This window comes from Kribbella sp. NPDC051587 (assembly GCF_044453945.1).
Classification (GTDB): Bacteria; Actinomycetota; Actinomycetes; order Propionibacteriales; family Kribbellaceae; genus Kribbella.
Genome location: NZ_JBITDE010000005.1, coordinates 214502 through 238915, shown reverse-complemented (window position 1 = coordinate 238915; position 24414 = coordinate 214502). Strand labels below are relative to the sequence as shown.

20 protein-coding genes are annotated in these 24414 nt (G+C 68.0%); 13 read left to right on the top strand and 7 right to left on the bottom strand.

The features are described 5' to 3' along the window. The first annotated feature begins 91 nt into the window (after positions 1-91). On the top strand, positions 92-1099 hold the full coding sequence (locus ACIA49_RS20370) for a PseG/SpsG family protein (RefSeq protein WP_396378758.1): 1008 nt from the start codon (positions 92-94) through the stop codon (positions 1097-1099). On the opposite strand, the gene ACIA49_RS20365 is transcribed toward ACIA49_RS20370, so the two are convergent. Next, positions 1084-3273 carry a hypothetical protein gene (locus tag ACIA49_RS20365; RefSeq protein ID WP_396378757.1) on the bottom strand — a complete coding sequence of 730 codons (2190 nt, stop codon included), beginning with the start codon at positions 3271-3273 and terminating at the stop codon, positions 1084-1086. The two genes, ACIA49_RS20370 and ACIA49_RS20365, sit on opposite strands and share 16 nt — an antisense overlap. 110 nt (positions 3274-3383) lie before the next feature. Here ACIA49_RS20365 and ACIA49_RS20360 point away from each other — a divergent pair, with 110 nt between their 5' ends. From ACIA49_RS20360 to ACIA49_RS20345, 4 genes are read left to right on the top strand one after another with little or no spacing between them, the layout of a single operon-like run. Continuing rightward, positions 3384-4136 (top strand): GNAT family N-acetyltransferase, encoded by a 753-nt coding sequence (locus tag ACIA49_RS20360; RefSeq protein ID WP_396378756.1) that lies wholly within the window; start codon positions 3384-3386, stop codon positions 4134-4136. 47 nt (positions 4137-4183) lie between these two features. Then, positions 4184-6478, top strand: a complete 2295-nt coding sequence (locus ACIA49_RS20355; protein ID WP_396378755.1) for a glycosyltransferase family 2 protein — start codon at positions 4184-4186, stop codon at positions 6476-6478. Then, complete coding sequence (locus tag ACIA49_RS20350; RefSeq protein WP_396378754.1) at positions 6478-7308, top strand: hypothetical protein; 831 nt, start codon at positions 6478-6480, stop codon at positions 7306-7308. Before ACIA49_RS20355 ends, ACIA49_RS20350 begins: the two co-directional genes overlap by 1 nt. Next, on the top strand, positions 7301-9043 hold the full coding sequence (locus tag ACIA49_RS20345) for a hypothetical protein (RefSeq protein WP_396378753.1): 1743 nt from the start codon (positions 7301-7303) through the stop codon (positions 9041-9043). Before ACIA49_RS20350 ends, ACIA49_RS20345 begins: the two co-directional genes overlap by 8 nt. 330 nt (positions 9044-9373) lie before the next feature. Here the strand turns inward: ACIA49_RS20345 and ACIA49_RS20340 are convergent, their stop codons facing one another. The 3 genes from ACIA49_RS20340 to ACIA49_RS20330 all read right to left on the bottom strand — a co-directional run bounded on the left by ACIA49_RS20340 (position 9374) and on the right by ACIA49_RS20330 (position 12450). Next, positions 9374-10765 (bottom strand): class I SAM-dependent methyltransferase, encoded by a 1392-nt coding sequence (locus ACIA49_RS20340; protein ID WP_396378752.1) that lies wholly within the window; start codon positions 10763-10765, stop codon positions 9374-9376. A 130-nt stretch (positions 10766-10895) separates the two neighbouring features. Further along, positions 10896-11948 carry a pseudaminic acid synthase gene (gene pseI / locus ACIA49_RS20335; RefSeq protein WP_396378751.1) on the bottom strand — a complete coding sequence of 351 codons (1053 nt, stop codon included), beginning with the start codon at positions 11946-11948 and terminating at the stop codon, positions 10896-10898. A gap of 10 nt (positions 11949-11958) precedes the next feature. Continuing rightward, positions 11959-12450 carry a GNAT family N-acetyltransferase gene (locus ACIA49_RS20330; protein WP_396378750.1) on the bottom strand — a complete coding sequence of 164 codons (492 nt, stop codon included), beginning with the start codon at positions 12448-12450 and terminating at the stop codon, positions 11959-11961. A gap of 83 nt (positions 12451-12533) precedes the next feature. Here ACIA49_RS20330 and ACIA49_RS20325 point away from each other — a divergent pair, with 83 nt between their 5' ends. After that, positions 12534-14099 carry a glycoside hydrolase family 10 protein gene (locus ACIA49_RS20325; RefSeq protein WP_396378749.1) on the top strand — a complete coding sequence of 522 codons (1566 nt, stop codon included), beginning with the start codon at positions 12534-12536 and terminating at the stop codon, positions 14097-14099. On the opposite strand, the gene ACIA49_RS20320 is transcribed toward ACIA49_RS20325, so the two are convergent. Further along, positions 14096-16804: a hypothetical protein gene (locus ACIA49_RS20320; RefSeq protein ID WP_396378748.1), complete on the bottom strand. Its 2709-nt coding sequence runs from the start codon at positions 16802-16804 to the stop codon at positions 14096-14098. The genes ACIA49_RS20325 and ACIA49_RS20320 overlap by 4 nt on opposite strands. 104 nt (positions 16805-16908) lie before the next feature. Here ACIA49_RS20320 and ACIA49_RS20315 point away from each other — a divergent pair, with 104 nt between their 5' ends. From ACIA49_RS20315 to ACIA49_RS20290, 6 genes are all read left to right on the top strand, one after another. Next, complete coding sequence (locus ACIA49_RS20315; RefSeq protein ID WP_396378747.1) at positions 16909-17067, top strand: hypothetical protein; 159 nt, start codon at positions 16909-16911, stop codon at positions 17065-17067. A gap of 39 nt (positions 17068-17106) precedes the next feature. Next, positions 17107-17358 (top strand): acyl carrier protein, encoded by a 252-nt coding sequence (locus ACIA49_RS20310; protein ID WP_396378746.1) that lies wholly within the window; start codon positions 17107-17109, stop codon positions 17356-17358. Further along, positions 17355-18596, top strand: a complete 1242-nt coding sequence (locus ACIA49_RS20305) for an AMP-binding protein (RefSeq protein ID WP_396378745.1) — start codon at positions 17355-17357, stop codon at positions 18594-18596. Before ACIA49_RS20310 ends, ACIA49_RS20305 begins: the two co-directional genes overlap by 4 nt. Beyond that, a complete protein-coding gene (locus ACIA49_RS20300) occupies positions 18589-19329 on the top strand; it encodes an SDR family NAD(P)-dependent oxidoreductase (RefSeq protein ID WP_396378744.1) in 741 nt (246 codons plus the stop codon). The genes ACIA49_RS20305 and ACIA49_RS20300 overlap by 8 nt, the downstream gene beginning before the upstream one ends. A 150-nt stretch (positions 19330-19479) precedes the next feature. Further along, positions 19480-20700, top strand: coding sequence for a DUF2786 domain-containing protein (locus tag ACIA49_RS20295; protein WP_396378743.1), 1221 nt, complete (start codon positions 19480-19482; stop codon positions 20698-20700). Further along, on the top strand, positions 20697-21212 hold the full coding sequence (locus ACIA49_RS20290) for a dTDP-4-dehydrorhamnose 3,5-epimerase family protein (RefSeq protein ID WP_396378742.1): 516 nt from the start codon (positions 20697-20699) through the stop codon (positions 21210-21212). The genes ACIA49_RS20295 and ACIA49_RS20290 overlap by 4 nt, the downstream gene beginning before the upstream one ends. Here ACIA49_RS20290 and ACIA49_RS20285 read toward each other — a convergent pair. After that, positions 21193-21774, bottom strand: a complete 582-nt coding sequence (locus ACIA49_RS20285; protein ID WP_396378741.1) for a TetR/AcrR family transcriptional regulator — start codon at positions 21772-21774, stop codon at positions 21193-21195. The two genes, ACIA49_RS20290 and ACIA49_RS20285, sit on opposite strands and share 20 nt — an antisense overlap. A gap of 127 nt (positions 21775-21901) precedes the next feature. Between ACIA49_RS20285 and ACIA49_RS20280 the strand changes: the two genes are divergently transcribed. Continuing rightward, positions 21902-23356: an MFS transporter gene (locus ACIA49_RS20280; protein ID WP_396378740.1), complete on the top strand. Its 1455-nt coding sequence runs from the start codon at positions 21902-21904 to the stop codon at positions 23354-23356. A 20-nt stretch (positions 23357-23376) separates the two neighbouring features. Here the strand turns inward: ACIA49_RS20280 and ACIA49_RS20275 are convergent, their stop codons facing one another. After that, positions 23377-24405, bottom strand: a complete 1029-nt coding sequence (locus tag ACIA49_RS20275) for an alpha/beta hydrolase-fold protein (RefSeq protein ID WP_396378739.1) — start codon at positions 24403-24405, stop codon at positions 23377-23379. Positions 24406-24414: the final 9 nt, after the last annotated feature.

Sequence of the window (24414 nt, the reverse complement as noted above, 5' to 3'; positions counted from 1 at the left end):
GCTCCTTCGGACGGACGGGTGCGGTTGCCGCCCCGAAACAATAGCTGCCCGGTTAACCACCCTTTCAATCCACTTGGATACGGTCTGTGGCGTGAGGCTGGTCGGAGTGCGGTGCGATGTTGGTCCACAGCGGGGGATCGGCCACGTGATGCGCTGCCTGGCTCTCGCCGAAGAGCTGCAGCTCCGCGGCCTCGCCGTCGAGTTCATCTGCGACGCCCACACCGTCCCCTGGGCAGCCGCACAGATCGCTGCCCGAGGCATCACGGTCCGGGCGGCGGTGTGGACTCCCGAGGAGCACGTCGAGGTGCTCAGCCGGTACGACGCCGTGGTGTTCGACTCGTATGACCTGGACCCGGCCGTCTACCCCGCTGTACGGCGGACCGGCGTCCCCACGCTGGCGATCGTGGACGGCGACCTCCGGGGTGCCGAGGCGGACGTGCTGGTCGACCAGAACCTCGCAGCCGAGCTGGACCATCCCGTGCTGCCGCCTGACACTGTCCGGCTCGCGGGACTCGAGTACGTGCTGATCCGGAACGAGATCCGCGCCCTGCGCCCGGTCGACCCACCGACGGCGCGGCAGGTCGCCGTACCGAGGGTGTTTGCGTTCTTCGGCGGGACAGATGCTTTTGCCGCCGGTCCGGCCGTCACCCGAGCGCTCGTTGCAACTGGGCTGCCGTTCGACGCCACCGTGGTCGCACCGACGCCGGAGCTGGCCGCTGCCGTTGCCGCGGTCTCTTCGCAGGTGCGTGTGGTCGGACCGACCGACCAGCTCGCTGCTGCGGTCCGCGAGGCGGACCTGGTGATCAGCGCCTCCGGTACGTCGACCTGGGAGCTGCTGTGTCTCGGAGCGACCGCGGGGTTGGTGTGTGTCGTGGACAACCAGGTGATGGGCTACGAGCGCGCAATCGCCACCGGTACCGCGGCTGGTGTCGGAGTGTTGTCGGAGCTGCGGGCTGACCCGACTGCGGCGGCCGCGGTGCTCAAGCGGCTGCTGACCGACGCGACCGAGCGAGCGCGCCTAGCGGCCGCGGGGTGGCAGCTGGTCGACGGCCAAGGGCGCGTCCGAGTGGCTGACGCGCTGCTTTACTTGATCTCGTAGATCGTCACGTCCAGCGTCGCGTGCCGGATGCTGACGAAACTGCCGAGCTTCGACGACACCGCGCCGGCCCGGTGGTCGGCGTACAGGTAGCGGACCCCGGCGTTGCGCAGGCGCTGGATGATGTCGGCCGACGGTGACTTGAACGCGGTGTCGTTGGTGGCGAGCTTCCCGCTGTCCCAGTACGGGATCAGGCTGGGGTTGGAGTTGGTCTCGAGGGCGATCCGGTTCGCCTGGTTCGAGTAGGACCAGCCCTCGACCAGGATCGGGCGTTCGGAGAGGGCAGCGAGCCAGAAGTGCCGGCTGTCGCAGACGTTGCCGCTCTGGATGATGCAGTGCGCGTTCGTCGCGATCAGGTCGCCCGGCTGGGTGTTCTTCCGCAACCACATCGCCGCGCCGGCCTCGGCCGCGGTCGCTCCACCACGCGACACCTTCGCGTAGACCAGGTTGGACGCACTGTCCGACACGAAGGCCTGCAGCGGTACCAGCACCGCGCCGATCATGCAGGCGGCGACTGCAGCGGCCACCATCGCGATCCCGACGTTCCCTGGTCGCCGGAACGCCTTCCAGCCAACCCCGACGACCACTCCGACGATCAGCAACACCGCTAACGCGTACAGCCACGGCCGCAACACGCCTTGGAAGCTGGCCGCTTGAGAACGCGCAACCGCGAGTCCCACTAGTCCGAGCGCACCTGCAACGGCCACCAGCACGACACCGCGCCGATCGCCCAGTTTGCCGACCAGGTTGGCCAGGCCGACACACGCCAGCACCGCGATCGCTGGGAACGCCGTCCGCAGGAAGTACATCTGGCTGATCCCGGACTGCGAGGTCAGTAGGGTCCCGGCCAGTCCGGCGACGGCGAAGCCCATCAGGAACGCCGTACCGACGTCTCGCCACTTGCGCCCGAGGAACCACAGGCCACAAGCCGCGAGCCCCCAGCTCAACAGCGTCGCGAGCGGTGAGTACGACGACAACTGGTTGAAGGTCTTGAACGGCTTGATCTCCGTCCCCCACGTGCTCCCGCCGAAGATCGTCAGCAGGGCCGCGATGAACACGACAAACGCCAGCAGGCCGCCCAGCAACGCCGTACGGTTGCTCTTCCGCACCATGCCGGCGTGCACGAAGGCGAATGCGAACCCGAAGCCCAGCAAGGGCAGGATGGTCGACTTGGAGCCTGAAGCAACCAGCGTGAGCAGGATCAGCAGCACCCACCGACTCCGTGGCGGCTCAGCGCGCAGGAGGTCGACCGCGACCACGCAGAGCGCCATAGCGATCATGACGCCCAGATTCTGCGTAGGACTCAGGTACGCCGCGACTGCGGTCGAGACGCCACCAAAACCAGCATGTGCGAGCGGCTGTATCGCTCCGCCAAGTCCAGCAACCAGTACGGCGAGGGGCCCGGCCCACGTGGCACCCGTCTCGGCAGTCGGTGCGAACCGGCTGGCCAACGCAAAGATGAGCCCGCATCCGGCCAAGAACAGCGGCAACCAGGTCAGCGAGTGGATGAGGTCTGTGAGGTCGATCCGCGTCGCCCACGCCGTCGCAGCCGTCGCCTGGTGGTAGAAGGAGTGGTACTTCATCGGCTCACCACCGAGCCACAGCGTCGCGATCGGTACGTCGTACTTCGCGCTGGCGGCGACAGCCTGCTGAAACGCGAGGTCCGGGTACGAGCGGAGCGGGTCGGTGTAAGCGGGCAGGAACTGACCCGGCCCACGGCGATAGACGATCAGCACGACCACTGTGGTCGACAGCGCGAGCAGCCACGCCTGCAGTGGCCGGAGTGGTTGCGCGACACGGCGCCAGACGCGCGCCCGGACGTCACTGTCGATGAAGGAGAGCACCAGCACGACCGGACCCCACACCCAGGACCACGCCTGCAGCCCGATCGAGGCGGCCGCCAGGTAGACGAGGATCTGGCCCGCGGTACCGACTGCGAAGCCACCGGCCAGGTCCTCGACCAGGTTGCGGCTGTAGCTGCCGATCAGCCGCCACAGGGCGAAGCCGGGCAGTGCCACCCCGAGCGCGGTGAACAGCACGAACCGGCCGACCTCGAAGAAGGTGGCGTGCTGCAGCAACAACACGATCGCCAGGACGCCGACGGCGACGCCGGCCAGTAACCCGGTCAGAGACGGCCCCGCCGTACGCGGCCCCCGCCGCCGTGCCCGTGCGCGCATGCGCTCACCCTAGAGTGAAACGCTTGGTTTACACAGGGTCATCCGAGTTCACGGAACGACTCGTGCGGAGCGCCCGGAAGTCGACAGTATTCGCTAAGCTGCCAACTCCTATGAGTTGGTACGAAGCGCTCGAGTCCGGCGAGCTGAGCATCCGTCCCTCGGTGGACGCGGCCAAGCGGTTCGGCGTTTCGATCGACCGTATGTCGGTGTCTGCCTCGGCCGGGACGCCACTGGCCGAGGTGCTCGCCGCGGTGGAGCGGTCGACGGCCGATGTCGTCGTACTGCGCTATCCGGCGCGGGAGACCGCGTGGTTCGCGGCGCTGTCCGAAGGACCGCGGAAGCCGCTGCTGGCCGACACCGTCGTGTACTGGTCGCTCCCGGTCGGCAAGGGTCGGCGGCCGGCCCCACTGGCCGGGTTCACGGCAAAGCTCGAGCCGGCGGCAGACGACATCCTGGTGGATGACGTGGTCGCGGACATCTTCGGCGACTCCGGGAACCACTACTGCGCCAACCCGCTGTTCGACCGGGCCGTGGCACTCGCCGGGCGGCAGGAGTGGGCGCGGCGGCGGATCCGGGAGGCCGGAGCGGTCATCCTGCGCGGTCCGGACCGTCGGGTGCTCGCGATGGCCTCGGTCGACGAGCGGCGCTCCTGGACCGAGATCCAGTTGGCCGGCGTCGTACCGGCCGAGCAGGGCCGCGGCCGGTACGGGCACCTGCTGTCGGCGATCGAAGATGCGGCGAACACCCGTCGGCTGGTGGTCTCCACCCAAGCGCACCAGACCGGAATCCAGCGGATCTGGGCACGGTACGGGTTCGAACCCGTGCATAACCTCCTCACCGTTCACCTCGTTGCCGCTACGTAAGGTGCGCGGCCAGGGCGCACCTCTCGGACGAGGGGAGTTCCGCCTAAGTGGTCCCGCGGCTGAGCGTGGTGGTGCCGTTCTACAACGTCGGTGAGTACATCGGCGACTGTCTGGACTCGATCGCCCGGCAGACCTGGACCGACTTCGAGGCGATCCTGGTCGACGACGGGTCCCCCGACGACAGTGCGGTGATCGCGAAGGAGTTCTGCAGCCGCGACCCGCGGTTCCGGATCGTCCAGCAGGACAACGCCGGTCTTGGACCGGCCCGGAACACCGGCGTCGAGCACGCCCAGGGCGAGTACCTGACGTTCGTCGACAGCGACGACCTGGTCACCCGGCACGGCTTCCAGAAGCTCGTCGGCGCGCTCGACCGGACCGGCTCCGACTTCGCCGGCGGCAACGCGCGCCGGTTCAACAACAGCTCCGGCGTCCGGCAGTCCTGGCTGCACCGGCAGCCGTTCGTGCGGGACCGGTTCGCCACCCACGTCAGCGAGGTCACCGACCTCGTCCTGGACCGGATGGTCTGGAACAAGGTCTACCGGCGGTCCTTCTGGGACGAGCACGGCTACCAGTTCCCCGCGATCCGGTACGAGGACTACCCCGTCACCCTGCAGGCGCATCTGGACGCCGTCACCGTCGACACCATCGCCGCACCGGTCTACTACTGGCGCGAGCGGGAGTCCGGTGAGTCGATCACCCAGCAGAAGTTCCAGCTCGGCAACCTGCAGGACCGGGTCACCTCGGCCGGACTGGTGATGGACCTGGCCGACAAGGCGCTGCCCGCGATCCGGCACCGGCTGCACTCGCACTTCACCCAGATCGACCTGCTGACGCTGATGATGGCGTTCGGTGCGGTCCCGAAGGGTGAGGAGCAGGAACTGGTCGACCTGGCGGGCAGTCTGCTCGGTCGGCTCGACCCTGCCGCGCTGGCGCAGGCTCATCGCTACGACCGCATCCAGCACGCGGCAGTGCGGGCCGGGGACGTCGAACTGCTCCGGCGGCTCGCCATCTTCCGTGAGGACGGCGGTCTACGCGGCGGCGCCCGAGTCCTTCCGCGGCCGCGCAAGCGCAAGCAGTACGTCTACAACTACCCAGGCCTGTACGACGGTGCTGTCGCGCCGGAGCTCTATCGAGTCGCCGAAGAGGACCTCACGCTGGCCACCAGCGTCCGTGAGGTGAAGTGGGTCGACGGGAAGCTGTCGGTCAAGGGCACCGCTGAGATCAAGCATCTGGCCATCTGTGAGTCGTCCAGCCTGCGCATCGACCTGGTCATCGCCGGACGGCCGCACCCGCTGTCTGTCCGCCGGTACGACGCGATCGACCTGCACGGGGACACCAGCCGGGTCGGGTTCCAGGTGGTGCTCGACAAGGACCTGCTGGCCCGGTGCACCTCCGGCCCGGCGCACTTCGACGTACAGCTGAAGTTGGGGCGGTTGCGGCGGCGGGATCAGCTGCGTGGACAGTCCGCGGGTAGTCCGGGCTGGCCGCCCGGTGCGTGGATCGACGAGACCAGCTGGGTTCAGCCGGGTGCCGGCCAGGACGGATGCTTCGCCGTACGGCGGTTGTCCGACCCCAGCCGGTTGACGTCGATCGAGCACACGCCGGATGCGCTGGTGCTGCACGGGCGGTCGTCGTTCGACGAGCCGTCGTTGTTCGTCACGCGGCCGGTGTCGGGTGGCGAGGAGCAGGTGCCGATCAAGGTGGACGGGCGCGACTTCACCGCCTGGCTGCCGATCCGGCCGATGATGGAAGAGATCAACCCGGACGATCCGTTCAGTCAGCGGACCACCCGGGCCTTCCGGCTGCGTGGTCCGGGCGGCGAGGAGAAGCTGCTGCTCTGGACGGCCGGCGACCGCGCGGTGTCGCACGCCGAGCGCGGCCGGGTGATCACGATGACCCGTTCCACCGGCGGCTACGTCAACCTGCACGAGTCGCCGATCCGCTTCGCCGCCACCTCAGTAGTTGCTGCGGGCAACATGATTGTCGCGCGCGGACCGGACTGGGGCGAGGTGTCGTTCGCGTGGCGGCGCTTCCTGCCGGGGACCGATGACTACGTCGAGGTGCCGGCGCGGCGGAGCTTCTCCGACGACGGCTGGTCCGCAGTGGTCGAGCTGGACGCACTGATCCCGACAGTGGACCCGACGACTGAGCACCGGGTGTCGGTCGATCCGACGGCGTCGCTGGCCGACTGGATCCTGTTCGCGGTCGCGATGGACGGCTCGGCCCACGCCGTACAGTGCGAGCCCTTCCTGTGCAGCAAGTTGCCGCTGGTGGTCCGCAGTGGGGAGCACTCGCTCGCCGTACGGCCGTATGCGGGCACTCTGCATGTGGAGGTGCGCTGATGCATCACCACAACCACTACTACGGACAGGCGCACATCCTCGCGCGCTATGCCGGCCTGGAGTACGACCACCCGCCGCGACTGCGCGGGTACCTGCAGCACGGCTGGAACATCGGCTGTGGGTGGAACCCGGTGCACGAGTTCTACGACGGCGCCTGGCGGTTCACCTGGAGCGATGCGCCGCGTCGGCGCGGCCATGCGCTCGGGCGGCGGAACTACCACAGCATCGGCGCGCCGTTCCTGTACCTGCTCGACCTCGTACCTCCAGCCCCTTCGGTGCCGGAGGAGGAGCGTGAGGGCACGCTCTGGTTCCTCTTCCACGGCTGGGAGGGCGGCAAGATCCATGGCGACCACCAGCGGCTGATCGACGAGATTCGTGAGACCGAGCCCGGTCCGGTGACGTTCAGCCTGTACTACACGGAGTACGAGCGGCCCGAAGTACGCCAGTACTACGAGGACGCCGGCTTCCGCGTGGTGTCGTTCGGGCGGCGCGGCTTCTCCTACGAGGGGACCGACAAGCAGTTCCTCTACAAACAACTGGCCGAGCTGCGCAAACACAAGCGGGTAGCGGCCAACCGGCTCTCCACCGCGATCTTCTACGGCGTCGCCGCCGGCTGCGAACCGGCCGTGTACGGCGACCCGATGGAGATGGACGGTGAGAACCCCCTGTTCGGTGGGCAGAGCCGGATCGAGCGACTGTGGCCGGAGATGCTCGGCTCGTCGATCGACCTGGAGGCGGCACGAGCGACCACGGACCTGGAGCTCGGCAAGGACTGGATGATGCCGGCCGCGGAACTGCGGATGCTGTTCGATTGGAGAGAGCGTGTCTGAGGTTCTGGTGGTTCGTGGCGAGATGCAGCCGTGGACCGATCACACGGCGCGTCAGCCCGTGCTGGCCGCGCTGCTGACCGACGTGATCCCGGCCAACCGCCGGACGCTGATTCTCGGCCCGCACTCCCCATTGCTGATCGAGTCCGTGCTGGCGCACTCGGCCGACGTCACCATCCTGGTCCGCTCCGTCTCCGACGCCTCGGCTCTGACCGAGACCTTTGGCCCCTGCCTGCACGTCGTTGCCGGTGCACTGGACGGCCTGCAGACCGTCGCTGCCGCACAGCCCACGCTCTTCGAGGTAGCGACCGACGGGGTGGCACCCTTCGAGGTCATCGTCGCGGCCGACGGCCTGGACCGAGTCCTCGGCTACGACAGCGAGCACCTGACCTGGACCGAGCGCCTCGCCGCTGTTGAGGCACTCGCCGCGCCCGACGCCGTCGTCGTACTGGGTCTGCGCAACGAGTTCGCCATGGTGAACCTGTTGGACCGCCGCCCGTCGCACCTGCGGTACGGCGACGACGAGTGGGTCCCACTGCACGACGACCCCACCCGTCCGGTCTCAGTCGACCAGTTCCAAGCCGCCCTGCCCTGGCCGGCTCAGCTGTACGCCGACTTCTCCTCCCACACCCTCATCGGCGTAGAAGCCGCTGCGCTGGCTCGCCCCGGACACCTCCCGACCCGCCTAGCTCAACAGGCCCTGGAGTCGGTGGACACGCCGCTGCTGACCTCTGTATCGGAGCCCGTCGAGACGGCAGCCCGAGCCGGCCTGCTGGCCGCCATCCCCACGTCCTGGCTGGCCGTCTGCAACACACCGAGCCCCCACGCGCTCTACACGCAGTCCGGCCCCACTACCTTGAAGGCCACTCCCACGGACACCGGCTGGCGTACGACGGTCGGTGCGGTTGCACCTGACATGCTCGGGACAGTCGGGTACGACTCAACCGTCGTACCGAGTGAAGTGCCTGGCGGGGAGACCGTGGAGACCGCACTGTTCCGACTGGCAGCGGCTGAGGACGTACCGGGATTCCGCAAGCTGGTGGCGGCTTTGGGGGAGTGGGCGAAGAGCTCACGCGTGTTGCTGCGCTGGGATGACGTGGTCGTCGACGGCGACACGTTCTCGCACGGCATCTCGGGCTGGGTCGCGCCCGAACGCGTCGACAAGACCGACCTGCTCGCGGCCGCGTGGCTCCGCTTCCACAAGCGCCTGGTCGACGGCCACCGCCGGCACCCCTGGCCGCCGTGGATGATCGGCGACGACCTGGTCTCCGTCTGGCTCTCGATGTCCGGCATCGCCCCCGCCGCCCCGACCCCGGCCGCCGCGCCGTACGCTGCCTCGATCGCCGCCGAACAGGTTGCCTGGGGCAAACAACTCGCAGCCGCGCTGGCCGCCGTACTGGATCCGCGTGAGCAGGCCGAGCCCGACCTCCGCACCACCCTCGCCGACGCCGACCAGGCCCGCCTGGAACTCATCGAGATGCAAGGCCATGTCTTCGGCCTCGAGCGCACACTCGGCTTCCGCAACAAGGCCCTCAAGACCCGCGAGAACCGGATCCGCGAACTCCGCGCCCAGGTTCAGCAGGCCACCGTGGACCGCAACAAGCTCCACGGCTCCCGCTCCTACGCCCTGGCCCGCACCGTCGCCCGCGCCGCCCAACTCCGCAACCCCCGCAAGGTCGCCGCCAAAGCCAAGCGCATCCTCCGCAAACACCTACCCACCCTCCGCACCCCCCGCTGACCACCTAACCCGGCCCCGCCTCCCGCCTCCCGCCTCACCCGCCCCCGTCTCACCCGGCCCCGCCTCCCGCCTCACCCGGCCCCGCCCCCACCTCACCCGGCTCCGCCTCCCGCCTCACATCGCCTCGCTGCCGGGCAGCCCTCCGCCCCTTCCCGCTGCCCAGGACAATTTGACCGGATATCCCCTCAAGTTGCCGGTTCTCCTCTCGTTTTTTGACCGGAGAAGGGTCAATTTCAGGGGAGATCCCCTGAAATTGCGCGGGCAGGCAGGCAGGGCCGGGTCGGGCCGGACGACGGGGGACGGGTGGGTGGGCGCGGAGGGTGGGGTGGGTCAGCAGCGGGCGACGAGGAGTTGGTGAGTGTCGGGCCAGTCGACGGGGTCGCCGGTGGGAGTGGTGATGGAGGCGACGGGCGCGATCCGGTTGTCGATCACCCAGTCGTTGCGCCACGCCTTCGACGCCGGGTCGATGCGGAAACCGGCGCGCTCGGCCACCGCTGACCAGCCGGCGAAGTTCAACCCGCAGAACTGCTCGTGGGTTTCGCTCAACCAGTTGTCCACATAGTCCTTGCGGGTCAGGAAATCCATCGCGTCGGCCAACCGCAGTACCAGCCGATCACCCTGTACGACGTACTCGAACGGCACGCGCGCGTTCCGCCGGAAGTCCTGCGCGAACTGGAAGAACCGCGCCCGCGTCGACAACTGCCGAACGTACGCCGCCGGATCACCCAACGGTTCCAGTTCGACCGGCGCCGCAGGGTTGGCGCCATCGCTGTCGTCCAACTCCAGTACAACGGATCGATCGGGCTCGGCCGGTCCGCAGACATCGGAGTTGATCCACACCCCGTCCGGCGCGGTGTGCGCGAACAACGCATCCGCGAACCGCTGCACGGTCTCGGCGCGCGACCCGTCGGCGTACGACCAGATCTCGTGCGTCAACGCCAGCGTCAACGTCGTATCGATCGACCGCGCCGGGAACACCGCCGACCCGAGCATGTTCCGCTGATAGAAGTAGACGTTGGGATTCCGGAAGAATCCCTGCTCCTTCTTGTGTTCGCACTCGGCATACAAATGCCGCGCGACCTCGACGCCGATCAGATCCGACTCGTGAAACCGCGGATCCGTATCCACCAACTGCAGCGTCGCGCCGGTTGCGCACCCGATGTCCAGAATCCGCCCGGGCCGGACGAACTCCTTGATCTGCTGCCATTTCCGGTCCGCCGCCGTCTCGAACGCATCGGCATACGTCTTGTAATCCCGCGTCGTCGTCAACCCACCGTCGTCCCCGACCACCGGATCATTCACACACCGCTGCACATGCGCGTCCAACGCATACCGCTCGAACACATCCACAGTCGCCGGGTGCGCCGCCGTACGCCATTCATCATTGCCCGCAGCAACCATCAACAACACGTCCCACGGCCGCAACACCCCCTCGGGCTCAACCCCCTCCACCTCGAACCCGAGCCGCTCATAAAGCTTGCTCACCTCAGCCGTGGAACAAGCCACCACCGTGTTCTCCGGCGTCAACCGCACAAGATCATCGGTCCCGGCCTCAACAGCCTTGACCGTCACCTCGGCGAACTCGTCGGTCGGCGGCGTATCCACCACCCCCACCACCAACGACCGAATCCCCTCCGCCACACTCAACCGCTCGATCGCCGCCTCCCGCCGATCGAACCCAATGGGGTTCCGCTTGGTCGTCCGGTGATTGGCCGAAGTCACCGCCCACACCACAGTCCGACCCGCAGCGTGCTCCCGCAAAAACTCCCCCTGAAACCGAGTCAGCACATGATGACGCCCCGGAAACAACAAATACTCAGTCATCCTTGGTCCTTATGCGCTTGCGGACTGGTTAGAGCAGGTCCCAGGTGAAGGGGGTGCCGGCTTTGACGTCGGTGGGGAAGATGCGGCCTTGGATCTCGGGGAAGAGGTGGGGGGCGAGGCCGCCGGCGGGGCGGACGGAGCGGACGTTCTCGCGGGTGATGGTGTCGCCGGCGCGGACGTCTTGGGCTACGTAGAGGGAACGGCGGAAGCGGAGGACGTTCTGCTCCGCTTCTTTCGGGCCGATGACTGGGCGGCCTAGGGCCAGTTGGGCGACTCGGGTGTTCTCGACCAGGGACTCGAGTTCGTCGGGTTCGAGGGAGAAGGCCGAGTCGACGCCGCCGTCGACGCGTTTGAGGGTGACGTGCTTCTCGATGACGGTGGCGCCGAGGGCTACGGCGGCGATCGCGGCGCCGATGCCCATCGTGTGGTCGGAGAGGCCGACCTGTACGTCGAGGGCGTCGCGGAGGACCGGGATGCCGCGCAGGTTGGACTGCTCCGGGGGTGCGGGATAGCTCGCCGTACAGGAGAGGACGATGATCTGTTCGTTACCGGTGGCGCGAGCGGTACGGACGGCGGCGTCGATGTCGGTGAGTGTGGCGGAGCCGGTGGAGATGATGATCGGCTTGCCCGTCTGCGCCATCTCCTGGACCAGCGTCAGGTCGCCGATCTCGTTCGACGCGACCTTGTACGCCGGGACCTCGAGCTTCTCGAGGAACTCGATCGCCGTCTCGTCGAACGCCGACGAGAACGCGACCAGCCCGAGTGACCTGGCCAGCTCGAAGATGGGCTCGTGCCACGCCCAGGGGGTGTGCGCCTCCTCGTAGAGGTCGTACAGGCGCGCGTTGCTCCACAGTTCGTGCTCGGACGGGAGCCGGAAGGCGGGCAGGTCGAGGTTGAGCGTCATCGTGTCGGCGGTGTAGGTCTGCAGTTTCAGCGCCTGCGCGCCCGACTCGGCGACCGCCCGGACGATGTCCAGGGCCCGCTCGAGATCGCCGTTGTGGTTGCCCGACATCTCCGCGATGACGAACGGCTGGTGCTCGGCGCCGATCGGTACGCCGCCGATCTCGATGGTGTCCTTCATCCCTGTCCTCTCATCGGCCGGGCCTGCGGTCCGCGCGGCGCAGACTGATCGGGATGACGGTCACGGCGCCGCGCGGCTCGGCCGTCCCTTCGACGAACCGGAACCGCCGGTTCATCTGCCGGACCACGGTGTTGTGTTCGAGCACCTCGCCGGTCAGCAGGTCGAGCCCGAGGACGTCGAACGCGTACGCGGTCGCCTCGCGCATCACCTCGATCCAGGCGGGCAGCGTCTCGCCGCGCTCGGCCAGCCCGTCCGCATCGAGGAAGAACCCCCACGATCCGGTCGGCCCGTCGAGGTCGAAGAAGTTGACCACGCCGGCGGTGACCCCGTCCCGGACGTAGATCAGCACCCGCCGCGCCGGGTCCACCGACGCCTTCGCCCACCACGCGGCATGCTCGGTCGCAGTGATCTCGTGCGAGGTGATGCTCACGTCCCGGTTCGCCTGCTGGTTCCGCAACCGCCGGATGGTGTCGACGTCGTCGTCAGAGGCGGCCCGCAACATGCCTCTAACCTAGCGTCTTCTCTCCGACGCCCTGATGTGTAAACATCTTTCCACTTCATCGGTAACGATTGTCGGAGAGTGACATGAGAGTCTGGCGTGCCATGGGCGTTCTCGGTGCCACCGCAGGTCTGTTGCTGGGCGGATTGGCCGGTACGGCGTCCGCCGCGCCGGCGCCGTCCGACGACGCCCGGTGTGCACCCAGCACGACCACCCCGCTGCGGCAGTTCCGCGCCCAGTGGATCTCGTCCGTGGTGAACATCGACTGGCCCTCCAAGACCGGTCTGACCGCTGCACAGCAGCAGATCGAGCTGATCGGCTGGCTGGATGATGCGGTCCGCCAGAACCACAACGCCGTCGTACTGCAGGTCCGGCCGACCGCTGACGCGTTCTGGCCGTCCAAGGTGGAGCCCTGGTCGCAGTACTTGACCGGGACCCAGGGCGGTGACCCGGGCTACGACCCGCTGAAGTTCGCCGTCGCGGAGGCGCACAAGCGCAACCTCGAGCTGCACGCGTGGTTCAACCCGTACCGGCTCTCCATGGGCACCAACATCAACGCCCTGATCCCGACGCACCCGGCGCGGCTGCACCCGGACTGGGTCGTCACGTACGGCGGGAAGCTCTACTACAACCCCGGCATCCCCGCGGCGCGCAAGCTGGTCGAGGACGCGATCATGGACGCGGTGTCGAACTACGACATCGACGGAGTGCACTTCGACGACTACTTCTACCCGTACCCGGTGGCCGGTCAGGTCTTCGACGACGCCGCGACCTACGCGCAGTACGGCGCCGGTTTCCCTGACCTGCAGTCCTGGAGACGCAACAACATCGACCTGCTGATCCAGGAGCTGCAGCACCGGATCAAGGCCGCCAAGCCGTGGGTGAAGTTCGGCATCTCGCCCTTCGCCGTCTGGCGCAACAAGGCGACCGACCCGGAAGGCACGGACACCACCGCGGGCGTCCAGACGTACGACGACCTGGCCGCCGACACCCGTCGCTGGGTCCGCGAGGAGTGGATCGACTACATCGTTCCGCAGGTCTACTGGGCCGGTGGCTTCGCAGCGGCGGACTACAACAAGATCGTCCCCTGGTGGGCCGAGCAGGTGCGCGGTACGCACGTCCACCTCTACATCGGCGAAGCGACGTACAAGGTCGGTACGTCGACGCAGTCGCCGGACTGGGCTGACCCGCAGGAGCTCAGTGACCACATGGCCTTCGACAGCGCGATCCCCGAGGTGAAGGGCAACATCTTCTTCTCCGCCAAGGATGTCCGCGCCGACCGCCTCGGTGCGACCACTCTGCTCAACAGCACCTGGTACACCCGGCCGGCGCTGATCCCCGCGATGCCGGCTCTGGACTCCCGCCCGCCGCTGCCGCCCCTCGGCGTGCAGGCGACCCGCACCACCGCCGGCGTGCAACTCAAGTGGCGCCGTACCTCAGCCGACACCACGTCGTACGCCGTCTATCGTCGCGAGCTCCTGGGCGGCGACCACTGCCCTGACAACGACGCCCGCAACCTGGTAGCCACCACCCGCAACCAGTCCTACGTAGACACCACAGCGACCCCCGGCAAGCTCTACCTCTACTCGGTGACCGCCCTGGACCGCCTGTCCAACCAGAGCATCGCCATCCCCACCATCACCGTGCGCTAGCTGCGCGGGACGCTGGTTGGGAAGGTCGGTGTGAAGCTCTGAGTGGGGATGCTCCCAGTTGGGAGCGTCCCGCTCGGGAAGGGCTGGCTTGGGTTGAACGGGCCGCTGGGCTGTTGCGTGGGAAGCGTCCCGCTCGGCTGCTGACTCGGGAACGTTGGGAACGCCGGAGTCGGGGTCGGAGTCGGGAAGCCCGGTGTGCCGGTGGGAGTGCCGGTCGGGAAGCTCGGCGTCGGAGTCGGCGTGGGGAACGGGCTGTTGGCCGGGGGCGGCGGGTAGAGCTGGTAGACGCGGACGTTGCCCAGCTCGAAACGCAGGTCGGTGAGACGGTCCAGGTTCTTCGGGGGCTGCGTGACGCGGTCGTCCAGGAGCAGCCACTGGACGTCGTACTGGGTGCGGAGCTTCTCGAGGAGTTCGCGCGTGGGGTTGGTGAAGACCTCGTCGTTGAGGCGGAGCTTCTCCTCGTCCCAGTAGGGGCTCTGCGGCTTGCCGGGGTAGGTGTCGTCGACGCGGGTGGTGTAGGCCCAACCCTGAACCAGGACACGGCGTTCGGCGTAGCCGGCGATCCAGTAGGAGCCGGCCAGGCAGCGGGTGGTGCTGGGCTGGTGGCAGTGCACGTTGGTGGCGATCCGGTCGTTGGAACCGGAGTTGCGCCGGATGAAGCGGGCAGCCTCGATTCCGCCCGGAGCGATCGACTCGTAGTCCGTCAGCGACGGAGTGGCGAACTTCCGCACCGACTCGACAGTGGGCGACACAGTCGTGCCCAGGAGGACGGCCACTGCGATGACAGCCCAGGTACGGCGGGAGCCGCGCAGGATCAGTCCGAACAGGCCGATGCCTATCGCGGCGATCACCAGTGCGACTGCGAGTCCCTGGCCGAAGCAGTTGGTGGTCGTGCACGAGTTGGGCGAGCGGTAGCGACCCCAGTAGATCGCAGCGACCCCGATGAGCAGCGCTACCGCGGCAATCCAGTACTGCTTGCGCTCCAGCGAACTCAAGGCCCAGGTGGCGAGCAGTACGCCGTACACGAAGCCGGTGCGGACGAAGAAGAGCTGTGCGCCGCCCTCGTCGTACAGGAGGGAGGCTGCGCCGACGGCGGCGAGCAGGCTGACCAGAAGGAAGACGGGTAGCGGGTCACGGCGGACACGGCTCCTGATCAGCAGCGCGCCGACGGCCGGCATCAGCCAGCCGATCACGACCACTGCGGCAACAACGGGGAGCGTTCCGCCGAGCAGCTTGAAGGTGCGGCCCGGGTCGACGACGACGCTGGACGGCGTGCCCCGCAGTACAAGGAAGTAGGTGAGCAGGAACGCGGCTGCGACGCCAAGGCCGAGCACCAGCCCACGCAGGTTGAGCCGGCCCCGTCTGACGGTCAGATAGACCCACGCGGCTGCCAGACCGGCGCCGTACACAGGCAGTGTGGTCGCTTTGGTCAGTGCAAGAGCAGTGATCAGTACGGCGGCCACTACGAGCAACCGGAAGACGTGAGCACGGGGGCCACGACCGGGTTGGCGACGAAGCAGCAGCGCGGTAATCGCGATCAGCGGCAGCAACAGCACTGTGGAGAACGCCTGCGGCGGATTGGTCAGCTGGCCGAGAGAGAACGGCCCGTCGGCGAAGACCCGGTCCGAAACGGCCCACGGCCAGGCGGTCAGGTCCCCAGCGGCCACAGTCAGTCCGGCGGCGATCGGAGCGGCCACTGCACGACCTGTCAGCAGTACGCCGACCGCGGCCGCGCCCAGGACAGTCATCAGGATCCACGCGAACGGGACCATCCGATGCGTCAGTACGTCGAGCGGGACGGTCGTGATCCAGTGCGAGGACGCGATGTGGTCGTACGCCGCCCAGTGGCCGGTCAGCCAACGGCCGTCGGCGTACGGGAGCTTCGGGGGAAAGTGGTGGGTCAGTTCGCCGGCGATGGCGAGGTTGTGCGGTGCGTCGGAGTTCGGCCGGAGGGCGGCTGATCCGTTGAGCGGGATGAGCTGCGAGCCGGTGCGGACGAACCACGCGGCCGCTGCGCCGACCGCGACCATCACCCCGGCCGTTGCCCACCATGGAGTGGGTCGCGTGGCGCGTGGGGGACGGGGGAGGCCGCGGACCATGCCGAGGGCCAGTGCCGGCATCAGCAGGGCCGCGAACGGCATGCTGAAGAACATCCCGACCGGGTAGATCAGGGCCTCGATCGCCAGCCCGAACGCAGTGCCGAGGACGGCGTCCACCGTGAACCAGCCGGTGCCGCCGGTCAGCCGCCGCCAGAACATCGTGCCGGGTACGGCGATCACCAGGAGGAAATAGGCCAGGTACACGATCGGCATCCACACCGGATGCTCCTGCAGCCCGAGGAACCAGGCCAGCGGCAGCACCGGCAGGCTCACCAGTCCGGCCGCCCGCGCTCCACGTCCGCTCCGGCGCCGCTCGCCTCGCGGCCGCACCTTCCGCTCTTTCCGACGCCGCCAGAACCGCTTTTTCGGCACCGCACCCTCAGCCGGCTTCTCACCCGGTTTCTCAGCTGTGGCCTTGTCCGGAGCCGGCTGCTCGGCTGTGGTCTCGGCAGGTTTGTCCTCGGCGACCGGCTTCTTCTCCCCGTCGCCCTCAGCAGGTTTGCCCTTCGGGGCAGCAGCCTCGGCCTTGGACTCGGCCGGAACAGCCGACAGCTCCTGCGTGACCGCCTCTGCTGCGGTCTTCGGGTCCCCCTCGCCTCCGGTCACCCGGAGAGTCTAGGCAGACGATGGCAGCACCGAGCCGTTTACCGCCGGCAGGATCGCCTTTACACTCAGTAACCTCCCAGCTCTCGCAGCATCGGGGAGGTCCCATGGTCGTCCTCCACATCGCCGGACTGCCGGTCGAGGAGGTTCTGCTGGCCGCGATCGCGGCCGCCAGCCCGCTGATCGCGCTGATCGGCTGGGAGATCTCCAGCCGGATGAAGCGGCTCCGGGCAGCCCTCCGCCGCGACCCCACGGACCCGGCATGACCGGTCCGGCCGAGGGACGAGGCACTAAGCTCTGTCGTCATGAGTTCGGTGGCGCGGGACAGGGTCCGGGAGTTGATGGGTGAGGTGATGACCGCCCAGGGCCGGTCGTTACCGGCCGACGACAGTGCCGAGCTGCGGGAGATCGGATTCCGGTCGCTGGACTTCTCGGAGCTCGCACTCCGGGTCGAGGACGAGCTGGACGACGAGCTGAACTTCGATGCCCCCGGGCTGCGCCGGATCGCCACCATCGGCGACGTACTGGACTTCATCGAGCAACTCCAGTCGGCGTGACTACGCGGCGCCGGACCACCGCACTGATCGGCGACGACAACACCGTTGTCGTCGCCGGCAAGAGCCTGACCTGGCGGACGCTGCACAAGCTGCCCCAGCTGCCGTCCCCTGCGGCCGTCCTGGTCGACAACGGCGCCGACGCGTTGGCCGCCCTCCGGCACCACGCAGTGCACGGCACCGAGCTGCTGGTCGCGACCAGCTCGCGGGTGGACGAGTACATGCGCGAGGAGCTCGGTGAGTCCGGCTTCTCGATCGTCCTGCCCGACGGTGAGGTCACACCGGCCCGGCTGAAGCGAGTCGAGGAGTCAGGCCGCGCCTGGTTGCTCACCTCCGGTTCGACCGGCCGCCCGAAGCGAATCGGCCACACCCTCGAATCACTCACCACAGTGACCGCGGACCAGCCCCCACGCACCTGGTTGCTGCCCTACTCGCCCGGCACGTACGCGTGGTGGCAGGTCGTCACGATCTCCCTCACCCAGCGAGACCAGGGCCTGGTCGTGATCGAGCCACACGAGCTGGAGGACTGGCCACAGATCGCCGCCCAGCACGGCGTCACAGCAGCCTCTGGTACGCCGACCTTCTGGCGGCAGGCCATCTACCGCGACTCCGAGGCGCTGGCCGCCGTACCGCTGGAGCAGATCACTCTCGGCGGAGAGCCGGTCGACCAGGCGATTCTCGACCAGCTGCGCGACCTCTTCCCAAAGACGCGCATTTCGTGGATCTACGCGTCCTCAGAGGTCGGTGCGTCGATCGTGGTGCACGACGGCAAGGCAGGCTTCCCCCGCGAGTGGCTGCAGCGTGAGCCCGACCCGGACCGCCCGATGCTGTCCGTGGAGGGCGACGAGCTGGTGATCCGTTCACCGCACCACGGCGCCGGACTGGTCGGCGCGGTGCACACCGGCGACCGCGTCGAGTACGACGGCGACCGCGTGCTCATCACCGGACGCCTCGACACCGACGAGATCAACGTCGGTGGTTCGAAGGTGTCGGCCGGCGTGGTCCGCGGCGTACTGATGGCACACCCGAGTGTGGCGTGGGCCAGAGTGTTCGCTCGCAAGGCCCCACTGGTCGGCCGGATGGTCGCGGCCGAGGTCGTGGTCAACGAGTCGCTCGGTCCGATCACCGACGCCGACCTGGTGCAGTGGTGCTCGAGCCGGCTGCCGGACTACGGCGTACCGCGGCGGATCAAGTTCCTGGACGCGATTCCGCAGAAGGAGACGCTGAAGAGCGATGTCTGAGTCCGTACCGCCCGCATCGGTCGTGCTGGTCTCGGGTGGTTCCCGCGGCCTCGGTCTGGCGATCGTCACCGACCTGCTCACCGCGGGGATTAAGGTGGCCGCCTTCGCCCGCACAGTGACCGCAGAGCTCACCGAACTCGCGTCGAAGTACCCGGACCATCTGTACGCCGGTTCTGTCGACATCAACGATTCCCCAGCGGTACAAGCGTTTGTGAAGACCGTGGAGTCGACACTCGGCCCGGTCGACGGGCTGGTGAACAACGCTGCGATCGGTCAGGACTCACTGCACGTCCACACCAGTCCGGAGCGGCTCGAGGACATCATCCAGACCAATCTGACCGCGCCGCTGCTGCTCACGCGGTTCGTGCTGCGCAGGATGCTGGCCAAGGGTCTGAAGGGCCGCATCGTCAACGTCACCTCGATCTGCGCCCAGCGTGGGTACCCAGGCCTGGTGGCCTACTCAGCAACCAAGGGCGGCATGGACGCGGCCACCCGCTCACTCGCACGCGAGCTGGGTGGCCGTGTCCTCGCCAACGCCGTAGCGCCGGGGTTCTTCGCCTCCGAGATGTCAGCGGTGCTCGGACAGACCCAGCTGGACCAGATCGTCCGCCGTACGCCGACCGGTCACCTGACCGAACCCGACGACGTCGTCCCCGTGGTCCGGATGCTGTTGCTGGACAACACCAACATCAACGGCCAGGTGCTGGTCATCGACGGGGCTGCCTCCATCTAGGCAGGCTTGATGTTCTGGTTGCGGTGGAAACCCTTGGCGTCCGAAGGGATGCAGTACGTGGTCGGCGTGTTTTCGGACGTTGCGAGGGGTTATCCACAGGCGGCGGTCGTCGGTTTGGGTGCGGGTGCGGACGGTGTCAGACTCGACCGCGTGAGTGACGAGGAAATCCTGCGCCTGCTGCCGATGGCGGCGGCGATCGTTGCCCTGCACGACGATCGCGCCGATGGTGAGCTGGCTCGGCTCGGTGGGTACGACGAACGCGACCAAGGGCAGGTGGACCGTGTCCTGCACGGCTTCCTGACCGGTCTGCTGCGGACGTCGTGGGAGCGTGGCTGGACGCCGGCCGACCTCGTCCAGCACGGCCGTCGAGAGTTCGACCAGGGCGCCGAACCACTGCTGCTGGTCGCGATCGCCGCCGAACACCGCGGCTACCGCGAGGACATGATCGATCCGCGTTGGCTCGATCAGCTCCTCGACCTCGGCATCGAGCTGCCGTTCGCCGAGCTGGACCTGACCGCGTGGGCGACCCGAGCGCGCGTCAGCCGCTACCTCACGCTGCGGCACGCGCTCGCGCTGGCCGGTTTCCTGCAATCCCTACCACCGCTGGCCCACCTGTTCCCACCGCCAGGAACGTCGGTACGACGGAGCGCCGGCGACCGACCCGCCGTTCCGGCGAACGCGAAGATGCTCTCGCGGATCCGCAGTCTGCTCGCGAAGGCGGAGGCCACCGAGTTCCCGGATGAGGCAGAAGCCTTGTCCGGCAAGGCGCAGGAGCTGATGGCCAAGTTCGCGCTCGACCGCGCGCTGGTCGAGGCGGATCCGGCGGTCGAGATCCCCGACGACTCAGCCGCCCGGCGGATCTGGCTGGACACGCCGTACGTTTCGGCCAAGGCGCAACTGGTTGGTTCGGTCGCCACCGCGAACCGCTGCCGCACCGTCATGATCGAGCAGCTCGCCGTGGTCACCGTGATCGGCGCCGACCTCGACCTGCAGCTCACCGAAATCCTCGCCACTTCCCTGCTGGTACAGGCGAACCGCGCGATGATTGCCTCCGGCAAACACATTGGCCGGTACGGCGAATCCCGGACGAGGTCGTTCCGGCAATCGTTCCTGATGGCCTACGCGCAGCGGATCGGTGAGCGGTTGCAAGCGGCCACCGAGGCGACCCAGGCCGCCGTACCGGCGGTGGACGTGGACCGGTTGCTGCCGGTGCTGACGCGGCGCGAGGAGCAGGTGGAGGCGTTGTTCACCAAGCTCTTCCCGAACACGACCACGCGGCGGACCCGGATCACCAACGGAGCCGGCTGGGAGGCCGGGTTGAGCGCGGCGGACAAGGCACAGCTCGAGGCGCGTCGGCAGGTCCGTCGATGAAGGTGCACGAGACGTCGATCGCGGGCCTGCTGCGGATCGAGCTCGACCTGCAGCCGAACGCCGACGGCTGGTTCGAGGAGAGCTTCCACCGGGACAAACTCGCGGCCGCCGGAGTCCCGCCGTACGAGGTGGTCCAGCACAACGTCACGTACTTCGAGAACGCCGGGATCCTGCGCGGGATCCATGCCGAGCCGTGGGACAAGTACCTGTCGCCGTCGGCCGGCCGCGTGTTCGTGGCGATCGTGGAGCTGCAGGCCGGGCAGGTGGAGACGTTCGAGCTGGGACCGGGAGATGCGCTCTACGTCCCACGGGGGCTGGGCAATTCGTTCTGCACCATGACCCCGCACACCGTCTACAACTTCCTGGTGAACGAGCCCTGGTCACCGGAGCGGATCGCCGTGAACCCGTTCGATTCCGAGTTGGCGATCGACTGGCCGGGCGAGGAGTTGAGCTTCACCGAGCGGGACGCCTCGAGCCCGTCGCTGGCCGAGCTCAGGTCGCAGGAGGCCTGAGGCCGCACAACACGATGTCGAGCATCCGCATCGCCTGAGCCGGCTCAACAGCAGGGCTGAGGTGGCTGATCCCGCCGGCGAGCCGCATCACGTCGGCCAGCTCGATCTCGGGCCGGATGTCGCCGCTCTCCTTGGCCTTGATCAGCAACAGTTCACCGGCCTCCTGAACATTCGTCTTGCAGACCTTGAAGAACTCCGAGTCCCGGCCCAGAGCGTTCATCAGCTCGATGGCCAGGGTCTTCTTGGACAGGCCGTAGCCGACGAAGCTGCGCAGCCAGGCCGCCAGCGCCTCGAACGGCGGTAGCTCGCGATCGAAGTCGTAGGCGCGATCGATCACCGACTGGATCTCGTCGACGTACACGGCCTCGAGCAGCGCGGTCCGGTTCGGGAAGCGCCGGTAGAGGGTGCCGATGCCGACCCCGGCGCGCCGGGCGATCTCCTCCAGCGAGGTGTCGGTGCCGTGCTCGGCGAACGTCTCGCGGGCAGCCGTCACCAGTAGGTCGTAGTTCCGGGCCGCGTCCGCGCGGGTCGGCCGCGTGGTGGGCAACGGTGTCGACGCCATGCAGAACCTCCCTGGAATAAGACGGCCGACGATATCGCTTGCAAAGCGGAGGATGCCTCCGTATCGTAAAGCGGAGGAAGTCTCCACTTCCTCCCCCAACTGTAGCCCCTCCGGGGTAAGGAGCAATATGTCAGGCACGACCACCCGGCGACCCGGGCTCGTTCTCGCGGTCATCCTGGTCACCCAGCTGATGGTGATCCTGGATGGGACCGTGGTGAACATCGCAATGCCCAAGATCCAGCACGCCCTCGACTTCAGCCCGTCCAGCCTCTCCTGGGTGCAGAACGCCTACGCCCTGGCCTTCGGCGGCCTGCTCCTGCTCGGCGCCCGCGCCGGCGACCTGCTCGGCCGCCGCCGCGTCTTCATCACCGGCGTCAGCATCTTCACCCTCGCCTCCCTGCTCGGCGGACTCGCTCCGAACGCCGAGCTCCTGCTGTCGGCCCGCGTTCTGCAAGGCATCGGTGGTGCCATCGCAGCGCCCGCGGCCCTGACCCTGATGATGCTCACCTACCGCGAAGGCCCCGAGCGGATGAAGGCACTGGGCTACTACAGCCTGGTCTCGTCCGGCGGCGGCAGCGTCGGCCTCGTCCTCGGCGGCATGCTGACCGACTGGGTGTCGTGGCGCTGGGGCCTGTTCATCAACGTCCCGATCGGGATCGCGCTGGTCGTCACCGCAAGCCGCGTGCTGACCGAGACGCCGCGGGAGACCGGCCGGTTCGACATCGCAGGCGCCCTCACCTCGACCCTCGGCATCACGTCGGTCGTCTACGGCTTCATCCGGGTCGCCGACGCCGGCTGGACCGCCGCCGAGGTGCTGGTCGCGTTCGGTGCCGGGGTGGTCCTGCTGACCGCGTTCGTGCTGATCGAGCGTCGGGTCAGCCATCCGATCGTGCCACTGCGACTGTTCCGGTCCGCGTCCCGGTCGGCGGCGTACGTGACCATGCTGTTGGTGGTCGGGACGATGTTCGGGATGTTCTTCTTCCTCACCCAGTTCCTGCAGGGTGTGCTCCAGCTCAGCCCGCTGGCGGCCGGTCTGGCCTTCCTGCCGATGACCGGTCTGCTCTTCACCGCATCACGGATCGTCCCGAAGCTGCTGAACCGGATCGACGGATCGCGCCTGATGCTCGCCGGCGCGCTCCTGATCACCACCGGCACGATCTGGCTGACCCAGCTGAACGCCAACAGCACCTACCTCGCCAACGTGGTCGGACCGTTGATCGTCTTCGGGTTCGGCGCCGGCATGCTCTTCATCCCGCTGGTCGGCCGCGCCATCGCCAACGTCGCACCGGAGGACTCCGGAGCCGCCTCCGGCCTGCTCAACGTCGTCCAGCAGGTCGGCGGCGCACTCGGGCTGGGCATCCTGGTCACCCTGTTCGGAACCGCCAGCCGCACCTCCGCCGGTACGACGCCCCGCGCCGTACTGACTGACGGAGTCCACGCAGCCTTCGTCGGAGCTGTGGTCTACGCAGTCCTGAGCCTCACGATGATCGTGATCAGCGTGAAGCCCTGGTCCTGGCTACGTCGTACTGCCGAGCCGATCGAGCCTCCGGTCGAGAAGGTCGCGGTCGACTCGCACTTCTGACAGCTGCCCGCGCTAGCCGTTCACTGGAACTGTTCGCAGAGCCAGCGGACGGCTAGCGGGTAGCGGTACTCGATACCGCCGTGCTTGCCGTCGAACAGCTCGAAGTGCACCTTCTCGTCCGGTACGCCGATCGCCTGCAGGCCGCGGTGGAACGCAGTGGCCCCGAGATCGAGGTAGTACTCGTCGTTGCGGCCGGCGTCGATCCAGATGGCTCGCATCGAGCGCGCAGCGTCGGCGTACTGGGGTTGCTTGAGCATCTCGACCGGGTCCAGCTTCAGCCAGCGCTCCCAGACCTCGGGGATCACCTCACCGATGTCGTCGAACGGCAGCAGCACCGTCCCGTCCGGCTCGGCGGAGTACGCGGACGAGTAGCCGTAGATCTCGTACAGGTGCAGGTCCTCGTTCTGTAGCCGGCCTGCCCGCTCCTCGGCGTCCTTGAAGAAGTTCTGGATGTCACCGTCGTACTTGTCCCGCAGTGTGCGCGCATGCGCGGCGAACTCACCGCGGTAGCAGAGTTCGAAGCTCGCATCGCCCGCGTGCGTCGCCAGTGCGCCAAAGATGTCCGGTCGCAGCAGGGGCATCACCATGGCGGTGTAGCCGCCGCTGGACTTACCTGTCATCGCCCGGTGGTCGCGGTCGGCGATAGTCCGGTACGACGCGTCCACCCACGGCACGATCTCGTCGCACACGTACGACAGATACTGACCGGTGCCAGGGGAGTCGAGGCTCTGCCCACCGCCGTACCGGGTCCAGGTGTCGACGAAGACCACGATGGCGGGCGGTACGTCGCCGGTCGCGAACATCGCGTCCAGCAGCTCCGGATAGGGCTGCCGGAAGGCCACCCGGTTGAAGAACATGCCGATGTGGCCGGTGTAGCCCATGGTCACGTAGACGACCGGGTAGCGCTGGTCGGACTCGTCGTACCCGGGTGGCAGGTAGACCAGGACAGGTCGCTCGTGCGGGTCACCCAGCGGGTTCCCGCGCAGCAGCGCACTGTCGTACGTCTTCTGCTCCAGTCTTCCCGCCCAGTCGATCGACCACGGCAGCATCGACAGCCT